At 44.6% G+C, this 14,598-nt stretch carries 12 protein-coding genes; 8 read left to right on the top strand and 4 right to left on the bottom strand.

Annotated elements, in window-relative coordinates:
* The first annotated feature begins 76 nt into the window (after positions 1 to 76).
* From QJQ48_RS11910 to QJQ48_RS11875, 8 genes are all read left to right on the top strand, one after another.
* Positions 77 to 1,849, top strand: coding sequence for a hypothetical protein (locus QJQ48_RS11910; RefSeq protein ID WP_346291451.1), 1,773 nt, complete (start codon positions 77 to 79; stop codon positions 1,847 to 1,849).
* 49 nt (positions 1,850 to 1,898) lie between these two features.
* Positions 1,899 to 2,975 (top strand): O-fucosyltransferase family protein, encoded by a 1,077-nt coding sequence (locus tag QJQ48_RS11905; protein ID WP_346291450.1) that lies wholly within the window; start codon positions 1,899 to 1,901, stop codon positions 2,973 to 2,975.
* 103 nt (positions 2,976 to 3,078) lie between these two features.
* A complete protein-coding gene (locus QJQ48_RS11900) occupies positions 3,079 to 4,173 on the top strand; it encodes a glycosyltransferase family 4 protein (protein WP_346291449.1) in 1,095 nt (364 codons plus the stop codon).
* 454 nt (positions 4,174 to 4,627) lie between these two features.
* Positions 4,628 to 6,547: an HAD-IIIC family phosphatase gene (locus QJQ48_RS11895; protein ID WP_346291448.1), complete on the top strand. Its 1,920-nt coding sequence runs from the start codon at positions 4,628 to 4,630 to the stop codon at positions 6,545 to 6,547.
* Positions 6,548 to 6,555: 8 nt separating this feature from the next.
* Positions 6,556 to 6,801, top strand: coding sequence for an acyl carrier protein (locus QJQ48_RS11890; protein ID WP_346291447.1), 246 nt, complete (start codon positions 6,556 to 6,558; stop codon positions 6,799 to 6,801).
* A gap of 133 nt (positions 6,802 to 6,934) precedes the next feature.
* Entirely contained in the window at positions 6,935 to 8,536 is a 1,602-nt protein-coding gene (locus QJQ48_RS11885; RefSeq protein WP_346291446.1) for an MBOAT family O-acyltransferase, read from the top strand.
* 38 nt (positions 8,537 to 8,574) lie between these two features.
* Positions 8,575 to 9,681 (top strand): hypothetical protein, encoded by a 1,107-nt coding sequence (locus QJQ48_RS11880; protein WP_346291445.1) that lies wholly within the window; start codon positions 8,575 to 8,577, stop codon positions 9,679 to 9,681.
* 10 nt (positions 9,682 to 9,691) lie between these two features.
* Positions 9,692 to 10,693, top strand: a complete 1,002-nt coding sequence (locus QJQ48_RS11875) for an acyltransferase family protein (protein ID WP_346291444.1) — start codon at positions 9,692 to 9,694, stop codon at positions 10,691 to 10,693.
* A 51-nt stretch (positions 10,694 to 10,744) separates the two neighbouring features.
* Here QJQ48_RS11875 and QJQ48_RS11870 read toward each other — a convergent pair whose 3' ends face one another.
* The 4 genes from QJQ48_RS11870 to QJQ48_RS11855 all read right to left on the bottom strand — a co-directional run bounded on the left by QJQ48_RS11870 (position 10,745) and on the right by QJQ48_RS11855 (position 14,592).
* Positions 10,745 to 12,613 (bottom strand): tetratricopeptide repeat protein, encoded by a 1,869-nt coding sequence (locus QJQ48_RS11870; RefSeq protein WP_346291443.1) that lies wholly within the window; start codon positions 12,611 to 12,613, stop codon positions 10,745 to 10,747.
* A gap of 71 nt (positions 12,614 to 12,684) precedes the next feature.
* A complete protein-coding gene (locus QJQ48_RS11865) occupies positions 12,685 to 12,996 on the bottom strand; it encodes a hypothetical protein (protein ID WP_346291442.1) in 312 nt (103 codons plus the stop codon).
* Positions 12,997 to 13,283: 287 nt separating this feature from the next.
* Positions 13,284 to 13,778 carry a SixA phosphatase family protein gene (locus QJQ48_RS11860; protein ID WP_346291441.1) on the bottom strand — a complete coding sequence of 165 codons (495 nt, stop codon included), beginning with the start codon at positions 13,776 to 13,778 and terminating at the stop codon, positions 13,284 to 13,286.
* Between the two features lie 4 nt (positions 13,779 to 13,782).
* Positions 13,783 to 14,592: an EamA family transporter gene (locus QJQ48_RS11855; protein WP_346291547.1), complete on the bottom strand. Its 810-nt coding sequence runs from the start codon at positions 14,590 to 14,592 to the stop codon at positions 13,783 to 13,785.
* Positions 14,593 to 14,598 lie beyond the last annotated feature (6 nt).

Raw genomic sequence — 14,598 nt, 5'->3', positions numbered from 1 at the left:
ACCTCAAAAGAAACAGTCTCAATAAAATTTATCTAAGAACCATCTGTTATTCAAAGCTTATTTGGGGAGAAAAGCTATGAGCATCAGTTTGAGTGACGAGCTAAAGGATGAACGCTCTGATGGCACAGAAGATTGTGTTGAACAGCTACCAGTTCATTTCTTTACAATTGTACTAAACGGTCAGCCCTTCATCGAATATCACATCGATATATTCCAGCAGCTATCCTTTGAATGGCATTGGCATATTATAGAGGGAGTAGCAGCTATTAAACACTGCGATAGCTGGAGTCTTAAAAATGGTGGACACATTACTGACGAAATGCATTTTGAGGGCCGCAGTAATGATGGAACTAGTGAATATTTAGATAAACTATCGCAGCAATATCCCAACAAAATAACTATCTATCGCAAACCTAAAAACGTATTCTGGGATGGCCGCATTGAGATGGTCAGTGCTCCTATACCAAACATCAAGCAAGAATGTCTTTTATGGCAAATCGATGTTGATGAGTTGTGGACTGCTGAACAAATAAGAACATCTAGACGGCTTTTTCTAGAAAATCCATACAAAACGGCAGCCTACTATTGGTGTCACTTTTTTGTAGGCCGCAATTTGGTTGTCAGTACGCGAAACTGTTATTCTCAAAATCCTAACTATGAATGGCTGCGCACTTGGCGATTTAAGCCAGGTGCAGCTTGGAAAAGTCACTCGCCTCCTCGACTTTTTACAAAAGAAGAGGATGGAGAAAGCAAAAATATTGCAGAAATCAATCCTTTTCTACATGAAGAAACAGAACAAAACGGCTTAATTTTTCAGCATTTTGCTTATGTTATGCCGCCTCAGCTAACATTCAAAGAGCATTGTTACGGATACAAAGACGCTTTGAAGGGCTGGAAATTGCTACAGGAAGAGACTAATTTTCCAGTGAAACTAAGTAAGTATTTGTCTTGGGTTGAAGACGATACTTTGGTTGATAGTGCTGAAGTTTGCGGCGTAGTTCCGATAGCTCAAAAGGATACAGTTCTAAATAGCTGGTTTTTCGTAAAAAATCCAATAGTTAAAGACGCTTATTCTCAAGAAGCTGTCTCAATACCTAAAATTGCTGTTGACTGCGTTAGTTTTCAAACAGCTAATAAAGAGCAGGCAGAGTTTTGGAATCTTGCACTACAGTTCTGGGCTGACAACGATCTTTCAAAGCATTTCTTGCTCATTGATCGAGCAGGTACATCACCCCGACTGCAAAATCTACATTATTGCTCTGTACCACTGTTTAATGAGTCAAAAATAGGAATAGATTCCAAGCGAATTCAGAAGCTTTGCGAGCAAAATTCAGTTTCGCTATTCGTTTCAACTGGAATTAGTATTCCCACACGTACTCCTTCAGTAAAAATTATTCAGTCAGAAAACATAAATTTTGAGGCTCTTGATAAGGAACGCTATAGCCTGCTGCACGCTTCTTGGATCGTTTCTCTTTCAAAAGTAGGCTTAAACAAAATTAAAACGTATTTTCCTGAATTGAGCTTCAAGGTAAGTAAAAGTATAGAGCTTGACTTACAGGAAGAAAAGATTTCTCAAATTCATCAACTAACTAATACTGTTTTAAGCCTGGCTGAAGAAGCGAAACATGAAAGTTTTCCAAAGAGTAATTTTTTATGGGAAGAAGTTGCGGATTTGAAGGCTCAGATTGAGAGCAGTTCACAAACAAATTGTTTAGAATTGCAGTACGAATTGAAAAAGCAAAAGAAAATTATTGCATCAATAAAAACTAGCAGTTTTTGGCAGTTGAGGAGCCTGTGGATGAAGACTAAATCATTATTTGGTCGTTCTTCTAAAGATTGGTGGGAGTAGGCGAGTTATAAAGTTTAGCGATTTGAGTTAAAAGCAAAGGCTTAATTTTATGCAGCAACATCAAGATTCGCAAGAAGTTTATTTGACTGTAATTCCGAATTCTGGCCACCGAATTGGGCATAAACTCGATGATCTAATCACTGGATTTATCTTAGCAGAATGGTATAACGTAAAGTATCTTCACAGTCCGCTTCCTGAGCAAAAGTGGGAAGATTTTTTTGGATTTGGCGAAGGTGAGGTTCAATTCTCACAGTGTTTCAAGCAGGATTCGCCTATTATTTCATGTACACCTTTTCTGGGAGTTAGATGCTTATCTCCTCGGCAAAGATTTTTGCTGAGATATATTGAGTGGACAGAGTATAGGGCGCGCTTTTTACTTAAAAGAGTCCCGGTTAAACAAGTTCGTCAGTGGCGATCCCCTAATTTTTGGGATGGTTCACCCTTGAGTTATTTTCAACAGGTATTTCAACATAGAACTGCAAACAAAAGCGCCATTTTCTGTTTCCAGAGGGGAATCAGAGTGATGCTTTACCAAGTTCATGATTGGGGTAAAAAAGATCATATTGATCCTGAAATTTACTCCAAAGTTGTTAATAAACTGAGGTGTAAGTATTTTAGCAAAAAACATCCCAAAAAGTTTTCATATTTTGAACCTAATGTAATAAACATTGCGGTTCATGTGCGAAGAGATGACGCATCTGCTGAAAACCAGCGCTTTTTGCCGCTTTCATACTATGAAAAGGTATTAAGTAACTTAAAGCATGTTTTTCAAGACAGACCATACACGTTTCATGTTTATTCTTCAGGCGCAGAAGAGGATATGAGACAAGTAAAAGATTCAATCAGTCAGGTTTCTGACCGCGTTGTTTATCACCTAAATGAGCCAGCGATGGAAGCAATTCATCACATGGCGATCGCAGATATTCTAGTTGTTGGAAACAGCTCTTTTTCTCACTGGCCGGGATTTCTATCTTATGGAATTAAGCTCTACCAGCCGCATTTCCATATGTTTGATTTAGATGAAAAAGAGTGGGTTGTGGTCAATCAAGAGGGTGATTTCGATTCAGCTCATTTTGAATCACTGTTTTACGCTTTGCCCAAACATGCCAAAGCGAGTCAATCATGAATTAGTACGTGACTAAAACTTAGCTTTCAGTTGATGATATATAGCCGATCAGTATGCTTCCAGATCGGCTTGCTGTTGAGCTGATTCTTCTAGAATTTTTCTTATGCGTATTCTATATGACGGCTTAGTTTACAAGCTTCAAACTCAGGGGGGCATCAGCCGATATTTCAAAAACCTCGTAAGCTCGTTGCCCGATCAGTTTTATCCTTTGCTTACGGGCTACCAGTCAAAAAAGCTGACTTATCCGACTCACTCAAATCTCGAGAAGTATCTTTACCCGCTTGCTGGCGTAAATCCGAAGCGATTGTCAGAACCACTTGGACAGTACTTTTTTCATTTAGTAACGACGATGACTCAGTTTGATCTGATTCATCCAACCTATTACTGGCTACACACAGGAAAGGATCTGACAAGCTACCGTAAGCCTATAGTTGTGACCTTTCATGACATGATCCACGAGCTGTTTGCACCGCAAATGGATCCCAGTGGCCAGCTTGCTAAAGTAAAGCGTAGAGCAGCGGAAGTTGCAGATGCAATAATTTGTATATCTGAAAATACCAAACAAGACGTACTGACAAGATACTCAATTTCGGAAGATAAAGTAAAAGTTATTTATCATGCCGCTGATCTGAGTCAAAGCATGGCTCATGGAGCCGAACCAGTTCCGCCTCAGCCATATTTCTTATATGTCGGTTCCCGCAACTCAAATTATAAAAACTTTGAGGTTTTGCTAAAAGCTTTCTCTAAAGTTTTAACTGCTCAATCAGACTCCCTAATCTGCGTTGTGGGTAAAGATCTTAGTCCAGCCGAGCAGTCTATTGCCAACGATCTAAACGTAGGTAAATCGATTAAGATCTATAGCGATGTGACTGATCACCACTTGGCAAAGCTTTATCGATGCAGCGTTGCCTTCGTGTATCCCTCTTTGTATGAGGGTTTTGGTATTCCTTTATTAGAGGCGATGACCTGTGGAACACCCGTGGTGGCCTCTAATGCTTCTTGCTTTCCTGAAGTAGTTGATGATGCCGGTTTGCTTTTTAATCCTCATTCAGAAGTAGAGCTCGCGGACATTTTACTGTCTTTATTGAACAATCCTGCTGAGCGCGATCGCTTAATCGCAAAGGGTTATGAAAGAACACAGTCGTTTAGCTGGCAGAGAACAACCGATCAGACGGTTGAGCTATATCAATCTCTTTAAGTCCGCTTTTTAATTGGCTTCTCTAGCTACTGATTAACCCAAACTGCGCTTGTCAAGTTTTAGCTTAGTTCTAAAAAAATCAGCATTTAAATTATCTATATTTTGCATAAAACTAAGAATCTTCAGCTAGAAGTTTTGACAAAAGCTAGTCGTAAATATTATTTTTTTGCTCTTGCGCAAGTCGAGGTAAATCATTGCTATCCTTAAACTTTATTCAAAATTAAGAGTTTATCCAAACTTTCTAGACGAAGGCTCAACCGTAAAGATCCGGTTAACTGCCTTTATATTGATTGGATTTAGGCGGTTACACGATGCATATTGTTCTTATCTCAGTTAGTTCAGTACATTTACTGTGCTGGCTGTCAGTGGCAAATGAATTTTCAAGCAGCGCGGAATGCTCAGTAGCCATAGTTCCAACATGTCTCACGATGCTTCTCACCAGCGAGGATAGGTCATGAACAGCCTGCATTGGCTACCCCAACATCCAGATATTCGTCAAGCAATTCGAGAGCTGTCTGATATTCAGCTTCCGGCAGATCAGCTTAGCTATCTTCGCTGGCTATCAGGACATCAGCTTGATTTCAATCAGATAGTTCGCATTGATAAGCGTTTGCAGGCTCTCAAGACAAAAGAGGCAGCGATCGCGACTAGTCTGCCTCAAGTAAAACTGGCCGTTTTAGCATCATCCACCGTAGAGCATTTACAAGCTGCAATCCGAGTTGCGGCTCTGCGCCGTGGTTTACTAGCAGATATTTATGTCGCTCCTTACGGCCAGTATCGTCAGGCCATCTTAAATCCCGCCTCCCAGCTTTATCAGTTTGGACCTGACGCGGTGCTACTGTCCTTAGATAATTCAGCTATTGGTTTACCGTTATCGTTAGAAGCAAGCCGTTTGGAAGTGGAAGAGGCTGTTTCTCAGCGCGTAGCTGAGTGGGAACAGCTTTGGCAAGTCATTACCACCCAGCTAGGATCTGCTGTTATTCAGCAAACTTTTGTTCCCTCAGCTGAGCGACTGTTTGGTAACTACGACACGCTTGTACCCGCTTCGCCTGTCAATGTCTTACATCAGGTTAATGCGCAACTGCGTCAGCGCGCTGCTGAACACCGAACCTTACTGCTAGACGTGGCTGATCTAGCCGCCGAGGTTAGCTATCAATCTTGGGCTGATCCAACCCTGTGGCACCATGCAAAACAAGCCGTTTCCCCAGTTTATGCGCCTCTTTATGGTGAGCAAGTTTCCCGCATCCTAGCAGCTCTGCGGGGGTTATCATCCAAATGTCTGGTCCTAGACTTAGACAATACGCTTTGGGGCGGCGTTATTGGTGATGACGGTTTAAGCGGGATTGAACTGGGTCAGGGCACAGGCCCTGGAGAAGCTTTTCAAGCTTTTCAGCACTACGTCAAATCTCTTAAACAGCGAGGCATTATCCTCGCCGTCTGTTCTAAAAACAACGACGCAACGGCCAGAGAACCCTTTGAAAAGCATCCAGAAATGGTGCTGAAGCTGGAAGACTTTGCTGCATTCGTGGCCAACTGGGAAGACAAAGCAACTAACCTGAAGCGCATTGCAGCCCAGCTCAATATTGGTCTTGATTCACTGGTTTTCTTTGATGACAATCCAGCAGAACGGGCGATCGTGCGCCAGTTTGCTGATACCGTAGCGGTTCCGGAAGTGCCTGAAGATCCGGCTTGGTATCGCCGCTGTCTATCAGATGCAGGATATTTTGAGGCTGTTTCCTTTTCTAAAGATGATGCTCAGCGGGCTGATCAATATCGTGCCAATAGCCAACGGCAGGCGCTGATGCAGGAAGCCCATAGCATTGACAGTTTTCTAGAAAGTCTCAAAATGCAGCTGACAGTTGCTCCTGTCGATGCCGTGTCTTTGCAACGGGCAACTCAGCTAGTCAATCGCAGCAATCAGTTCAATCTCACCACCCATCGCTACACGGAAGCTCAGATGCAACAAATGAGCGATGACCCCGATATTCTCTGCCTCCAAATGCGCTTGCAGGATGCCTTTGGAGACAATGGCTTGATTAGCGTCATTATTGCTAAACCCGCCCAGCTTGACAATCAGAAAGGTCTGCACGTTGATACCTGGCTAATGAGTTGCCGGGTTCTGGGCCGTCAGGTTGAACAGGCAGTGCTGAACGTTTTGGTTGAGCAGTCGCAACAGCGAGGGGAGCAGTTTCTTCTCGGTGAATATGTCCAGACCAAGAAAAATGAGATGGTCAAGCAGCACTATGCCAATCTAGGCTTTAGTTTGTTGTCGGAGAAGCTAGGCGCAGAAAATGAGTTTCGGAGTCTTTGGCATCTAGACTTAGAAACTTATAAGCCGTTTAATACATTTATTCAATCTAGTTTTTGTCAATGAGGACAACCATGAACCGCGAACAAGTTTATCAGCAGCTAACGACAGTTTTTCAAGACGTGTTTGATGACGACGATATTGAAATTGAAGATAGTACGTCTGCTAAAGATGTATCCGGTTGGGACTCAATGAATCATATCAATTTAGTCTTAGGAGCTGAGCAAGAGTTTGGCGTTAAGTTTAAGACGGCTGAGGTAGCACAACTGGCTAACGTGGGAGAATTTGTGGATCTAATTTTAGCCAAACTAAATCAGTGAGGGTCTGAACAAGCTGCTTGCTGATTTCCCTAAAATAATTTGCCTGCTTTTTTGGTTTCATCTTTGTTTTCGGAGTAGAAGCTAAAACTACTTCAACTGCGACTACATACTATACTCTTGGCGGATATTTAATATGCTGTTTAATTCTTACGAATTTATTCTGGTATTTCTACCTATAGCAGTATTTGTTTTTTATCAACTAGCTAAGTTTGGCGGGCGAAAACTAGCCGTTCCTTGGTTAGTAGTGGCCTCTCTATTTTTTTACGGATATTGGAATCCTCCTTATACAGTCTTATTAATCATCTCAATAGGAATAAACTATATCCTCGGCCAGCTATTAGCGAAAACTCAAGCTACTGATCGGGAAAAGCTAGGAAAAGTTTTGCTGGCTTTGAGCATAGCGTTTAATCTAGCGCTGCTTGGCTATTACAAGTACCTTAATTTCTTTGTAGATAGTCTTAATGGAATAGCCGGAACTTCTTTTTTGGTCAGAGAAATTTTCCTGCCACTAGGAATTTCTTTCTACACTTTTCAGCAGATTTCTTATCTTGTTGATAGTTTGGAAGGAGAAACTAAAGGTTATCGTTTCATCGATTACTGTCTATTTGTATCGTTTTTTCCACAGCTCATTGCCGGCCCAATTGTGTCGCATCAGGAAATGATGCCGCAATTCTCAAAGAAGGCTGGTTTTCAATTTGATCCAGAAGATTTAGTCGTCGGTCTCACAATTTTCTCAATGGGGCTGTTTAAGAAAGTTATCTTAGCAGATCAGATTGCTCTGTACTCAACCCCTATTTTTCAAGCTGCTGATGGGGGTATTGCACTTACGTTCGCTGAGGCTTGGATGGGTGCTTTGGCTTACACCATGCAGATTTACTTTGATTTCTCCGGATACTCAGATATGGCAATTGGTGCAGCGCGAATGATGGGCTTTAAGCTGCCTGTTAATTTTAATTCGCCATATAAAGCAGTTAACATAGTTGACTACTGGCAACGCTGGCATATTACTCTAACGCGCTTTTTAACTCGCTATCTTTACAATCCGATTGTCCTAAACTTTTCTCGCCGTCGGATTCAGCAGGGGAAGAGCCTGATCAAAAAGGGAGTGGGTACACCTGCTGCTTTCTTGGAGCTAGTAGCTTTTCCTACCATTCTGACAATGTTTCTGTCAGGACTGTGGCACGGAGCTGGTTGGCAATATATCGTGTTTGGTCTTTTGCATGGATTTTACCTAGCTATACACCACGGTTGGCGCATGTGGTGCAAATCTATGGGAATCAGCTCAAAGGAAAGCTCTTGGTGGCATTTGAGGATTGGTCAGGTATTAACTTTCGGATGTGTCATGGTTGCCATGGTGTTTTTCCGAGCCCCTAGCGTTCGCAATGCGCTTACGGTTTTGTCGGCGATGGTTGGTGCTAACGGCATAGCTTTTACAGACGGGGCTTTATTCTCAAATCAACTTTTAGAAAGTCCTCAGTTTGGAGTTTTGCTGCTAGCTACTCTATCGATTATCGCTTTCTGTTTTCCAAATACTCAGGAATGGTTGGCAAACTATAAGCCTGCCCTTGGTGTTCAGCCCAATCCTGCTGATAAATATAGACCAAAACTTGGGCAGCTTTGGCAACATTTTGCTTGGCGGCCTAATAGGGCTTGGGCAGCTATTACTGCCACACTCGCAGTCGCAGCCTTTTTAGGACTCTCTGAAGTCAGCGAGTTCATATACTTTCAGTTCTAAAAAGTTACGTTCAACACCTAGGAAATTGTTTTGTACCCATGTACAGTCGCTTTCTCAAAAACTTCTTTGCTTTCTCAGCTATCCTGCTAGGAACTGTTTTTCTCACAAATTTCTTTGTTGATCCCTATGGCTTGCGTAAGCAAGGCGGCAGAGTTAATAACGATCGAGTTGTTAAAGCAATTAGAGTCAATCATCTTAGGCCGAATATTGTTTTGCTAGGCTCTTCTGGCGTTGCTCGTGGCTTGAACCCAGAGCATCCAACTTTAACTAAGCAAGGAAAAACCTATAACTTGGGTATTTTGGGTGCCAACATTTACGAACTTCTACGTTATTTTCAGCATGCTACTGCTGCTGAATCTCTAGATACGGCAGTTGTGAGCTTAGATTTTTATGCATTTAATGGTATTCGAGATGTGCGTCCAGGGTTTTCTGAGTCTCGCCTAGAAAATCAGAGCATAGCTCCTGAAGATTTGTTTGGTCTCTTTTTCTCAATTGATTCGCTTAAGCTGGTTTTCAATGCAGATAAGCGAGGTCGCTATTTTCACAAGAATGGTACATATGCTCACGACATTGAGCCAGAGGAGCGTCAGTCTATATTTGCAACCGAACTGCTCGAGGATTTTTCTAGAGAAGAGGAGATGTATTGGGAATATCAGTTTTCTCAAGAAAACATCAGCTATTTCTCCGAGATGGTTACCGTTGCTCAAGCTGAAAACGTTGACTTGAAACCTTTCATTCCACCAATGCACGTTACGCTGTTTTACTCGGCCATGTTCTCTGAGCGGTGGTCGCTTTATCAACAGTGGATGAAAGAGGTTGTAGCGGTTCATCCAGTATGGGATTTTTCAGGTTGTAACAGCGTTACTTCTGAAATGATCAGTCCAGAAATGAAAAATTACGAGGATCCCTCTCACTACACCTACAAAGTTGGCAATCTGTTAATTAAGCAGATGTTTGAAGAGTTGTCCACAAAAGAAGCGGGCAGCTTTGGCGTATATGTCACTTCGGATAATGTCGATGCACATTTGAAAAGCGTCAAGGCCCAGTGCGATCGCTGGCAGCAAGAAAATCCTGAAATTGTTAGCTGGCTGAAAGAACTTGATCTAAATGGGCGCATTATTGCTTCTTCTCAGAAGGCTAACTGAACTTAAGTGCATGCAAACAGTAAATACGACATCCACTAAAAGAGATCTTTACTGGGACTCTGCTAAAGCCTGGCTTTTGTATCTAGTTATTTTAGGCCATTTTACAAAAGGCCAGCTAGAATATAGCGCTACACTGAGTGGGTTAACTACTTTCATTTACGCCTTTCACATGCCTGTATTTATATTTATTTCAGGCTTGTTCTCTAAAAAGATAGTTTCTCCTAGATTCAAAGAAATTGGTAGTTTATTGGCAGTGTATGTAATATTCCAGGCTATTTATGCTGTTTATTTTCAAAGCTTGGGTAAACCAGCGAGCCTAAATCCTTTTCAGCCCAACGACCATCTTTGGTATCTTTTTGCTCTATTTGCTTGGAGAACTTTCATCCCATACTTTCGCAAAATCAAGGCTCCCGTTGCAATTGCCATCTTGATTTCTATAGTTTCCGGATTTTTTGAGCTCGGTCCTGGGTTGGATAAGGCTTTTGGCTATCTGCCGTTCTTTGTTTTAGGCTATTTTCATTCCTTCAAGAAAACTAAGAACCCCAGTTTTTTGTCCGTTGCGGCTGCCTTTATCATTTGTTTTGCCGGTATCATTTGCCTTGTTTTAGGTAAATATTGGTTGATACCAGGCGGTTCTATTTTCCATTTCTTTTGGAAACCCTACGGTGCATTTGGAGCCTACTCAATGGTTATGCCTGTAGTGCGTATGGGGGCGATAGTGAGTGCAGTGACTTTAGGATACTGCTTCTTAAACACTGTCCCAGAGAGCAAGTTCATGGCAAAGTTAGGAATGTACTCCATCTATCCATACTTGTTGCATAACTTGTTTGTGGAAGCATTTTGCCAGTATGTTCCCTACACAAGAGGATTGAGTGAGCTTATATTTTTGGCCTTATCGTTCCTTATTCTTTGGTTATGTGCATTAGAAAGGGTAAGAAGCGTTTTTAAGTTTTTAGTTGAACCTAATATGAGCTGGCTCAAGCAGGCCAAGCTAGAACAGTCCTCTACATGAGCTACTGTTCTGAACTTGAATGCGTCGATAGTCGGCTAATCCTCTATGTAATTAGGCAGATCCCTGGTAGCGCTGCCAGAGTTGCGGTAAGTGCTCAAATCCTTCAACGCCAATGAGTCGAATAAATTCGGCGCGCTGCTGGGCGATCGCCTGATTGAAGCTCTCCTGGCCTAACTGTCCCTGTAAAATTGTCACCAGTCCAGCGGCCTGCCGCCAAGCCTGAGCGCCCATTTGCTCTAGCCAGTACATGCCCAGGCAGCTATAGTGAATCGCCTTGGTTGAATTCTGCAGGGCGTAATAAGCTTCAGCTAGATAAGTGGCGTTTAGTCCCTGCAGGTAGGCATTGCCAGAAATCTGAGCAATGGGCAGTCCTTTTTCTAAAACCGTGACGGCGGCTCCCGGCTGGGACGAAATTGTATAGGCAATTCCTAAACTGTTGTAGGCTAAAGCCTGACTTTGGCGATCGCCTTGGCGCTCAGCTAGGGCAAGTCCTTGCTCTAGGTAGCGAATAGCCCGTTCAATCGACTCAGGTTCCATGCGCTCAGCAGCCTGCGCCGCAAACACTTCGCTATAGCCCAAATTCACCAGCGCATTGGCTTCAGCCAGGCGATCGCCCTGCTGTCTCGCCAGAATCAAAGCCCGCTGGCTTAGATCAATGGCCTGCTGGTAGTTTTCCTGAAGAACGTAGACTCTAGCTAAATGATTGAAATTAGCAATCTCGCAGGTGACATCCTGGGCGTCACGAGCAATCTGCAGCGCTTCTTCATGAAAGACGATCGCCCGTTCGTAGCGTCCTAGGGTGCGCTGCGAATAGCCCAGCAAGGTCAGCAGCCGGGCTTTTTCACGACTAGATTCGACCTGCTGCAGCGGATCGCTGAAGTAGCTAAGGGTTTCTTTGAGATAGTCCCCCGTAAAGGAGGCAAAGACGCCGCCGTAGAGCGGGAAATCTTCGCGCTGGGCAAAGCGGCGCAAAACCTGCAGCATCATCTGAAATGAGCCATTGGCTAGATCGGAGCGGCGATCGCGCCAACCTTCCCAAAGCTGGCACCAAATCTGAGCAAAAATTAAGAAGCTGCTGTAGGACAGTCGCCGCCCCGCCTTAGAATCGTAGGGCTGCTGATCAAACCAGGCGACCAGGCTACGCTGCAGGATTTGTAAGAGAACAGCTAGCTCAACCCATCCGGTTAGCTCTAAAGACTCTAGAGTTTGGGTAAAGCCCGCTACTGAGTCTGCTTCGGCTAATACGGTAAACAACTGACGCGCCAGCGGACTCCTGACCTGCTTAGCCCAGATGGCCCAAGGCCCTTGTTTCTCACCACCGAAGCCCAGAGCACCTCGTACAGGTCGGTAAAGCCAGCTCACCAGTTCTGGCTCTAAACTGTCAAAATCTGAGAGGCCACTTTCAATACCCTGGGCGATCGCTAAGCCTCCTCCGCTATCGGCCTGCTTCAGTCGTCGAACTAGCTGCCGCAGCGACTCCCGGTTGAGATGATGGGGCTGGTTAGGATCAATGAGCTGCAGAAAAACCTGAGGCTTTTGCTCAACTGCCGCTGTCATCAATGCGGTCGTGGCCTGGGTGAGTTCATCATCAGCTACTTGCTCTTGCTGTAGATGCTCCCACTCTCCCTGAATTGTCTGCAAAGCTCGTAAGATCCGAGACGCCTTGAGCGAGGTATCTGCCTGAGCTGCTTCAATCCGCTGACTCAAGATACGCTCAAATAGCTCTCCGGTTCCCGGCTGTAGTCCTCTCGTCAGCAAAGTTTTGACCTGGGACTTGGAGCGGATTTTACCTTTGAGCGTCTGCTCGACAATTTGATCAATCAGGGTGAGATAGGTATTGTCCAATGGCGCTCCCTCGGTCTGACTTGGCGACAGCCAGCCTGAGTCAAAGAGCTGACTGATGAAATGATTTACTGTCACAGTAGCGCATCTAAGTCATTTGGGTGAGGTAAATTCGATCGGGATGCATCTCTTACTAATAGGGACTCGCTTCAGGCAGTAGAGGCGCAATAAGTTGCTAACCAGCGCAGCGAAATCTCTTTAGCCGTAAACTGCAGTCCATTGAGCGCAACCTCAATACCGTTGGCGTGATGATACTGCTCAGCGACAACTAAGAGCTGGTAGAAAGTTGTCATAGCCGCTTCTAGCTGATCTTGATCAAACTGCTGCCAGGCCAAGTCAATTAGGGGTTTGATCTGTTCAGGGGGAAGATCAAGGGGAGCGGCGATCGCCTGATGAATCAAAGCTGCCAATATCTCTATCGGTGCGGTTAGCAAAATGCGGACAAAAAGTTGAGGATGCACAAGTTAAACCTCCAGCAGGTTTACCATTTCATCAATATTTGTAGATTTCTATAGATATCTCTATCTAGCTGACCTATGGCTATTCAACTTGCCAAAAAATAATTAGGCACATCTGACAGGGAAGACGCCTTTTTTAAGGGATATCAGCGATGCTGCGATGCCCCAATTGAGTCATAAAACTTTACCTTTTGCATTAAAATATACATCATGCTTAGGTAATTATCCAGTCAAAAAAATGTCTTGCCAGTTTTCGATACCCAAAACTGGTCCCTGACACGGAAAAGCCATCAACCCATCAAAAGTTTAGGTGGCAGCAGCCAAATCAGAGTCCCTTGACCATAAGCAACCTGATCCCAGGCTGACTCAAAGTCAATGCGAACAACTGCCGCTGTCGGAACCGATAGCAGACCGCCGCCTATGAGCTGGCTAGAGAGACTAGACCAGGTCGGTTCATGGCCTACTAGCATTAGGCGCTCAACTTTATCAGATACGCGATGAATGACTTGTAAAACCTGATCGGCAGAGGCTGCGTATAGGTCATGAGTTACCTGCAGGGAACCCGGCCAGCTACCCGCCGCGATCGCCAGTTCTGCCGTTGTTTTAGCCCGCACCGCTGATGAGGTAATCACCTGATCAGGTATCTGGTTGGCAGCCGCCAGAAATTTACCCACGGCTTTAGCTGCCTTGATGCCGCGTTTGGCAACCGGGCGCTGATGGTCGTGATCGAAGTCTGCTTTCCAATCGGATTTACCGTGGCGAAAGAGAAGGAGCTGCGTTGTCATCAATCTACTGTCCCAAGATTAGAAATACACCAGCTAGCATGATCCCTGCTCCCAACAGCCGCTTGCGAATTCCTGGTTCCTGAAAAATCAGATGTCCCATCAGAGCTGCTATAAGCGTACTGGTGCGCTTCACCGAAATCACATGGGCCACTAGGGTGAGCTGCAGGGCGTTCATTTGACAGGTCGTGGCAATCATCTGGGCTAGGCCAATGGGCAACAGCAGCTTGAAATGGCGCTGCAGCTGATTGACCGGCGCCGAGACTCGCTGCAGCACGATGGGCAACATGCCCACGCCAATAAAGGCGTGCAGCGCTACCAGCCAAAACAGCGGGGATGAATTCTGCACCCCAACCTTATCAATGTTGGCGGTAATACTCCAAATGAAGGCCACGCCTAGCATTAGCTTTGGCCCCGGCTCCTGCCAAAAAGCCTGAAAAGGCGCAAACGGGCTGCGATGCTGCGATCGCCAGTTCAGCACATAGGCTCCTAGTACAATCAGCAGCCCTCCCATCACGTCGGCCCAGCCTGCGGTCTCCTGCACAATAAAAGGAGAGGTCAGACCCAAGAATAGAGGGGTAAAGCTGACGTAGGGTACTGTCAGGGAAACGTCTGAAGTGGAGATAGCTTTGATATAGAGCAGAAACGCTAGGGTGTTGAGCAGTCCCCCGGCGACCAGTGCTATCCAGAAGCCAGGCTGAAGGGCGGGCAGTCCGTCCCAGGCGATCGCGGGTAGTAGGCAAACCGTCGTCAAAACCGGCCAGGCCCAAGCCACTAGGTAGACATTGAGCTGATTGAGGCTGCGCTTGCTAAAAATATCGGT

The organism is Sphaerothrix gracilis Ecp01, assembly GCF_030405905.1.
In the GTDB taxonomy this organism is placed as follows: domain Bacteria; phylum Cyanobacteriota; class Cyanobacteriia; order Phormidesmidales; family Phormidesmidaceae; genus Sphaerothrix; species Sphaerothrix gracilis.
This window is presented reverse-complemented; position numbering and strand designations above follow the sequence as displayed.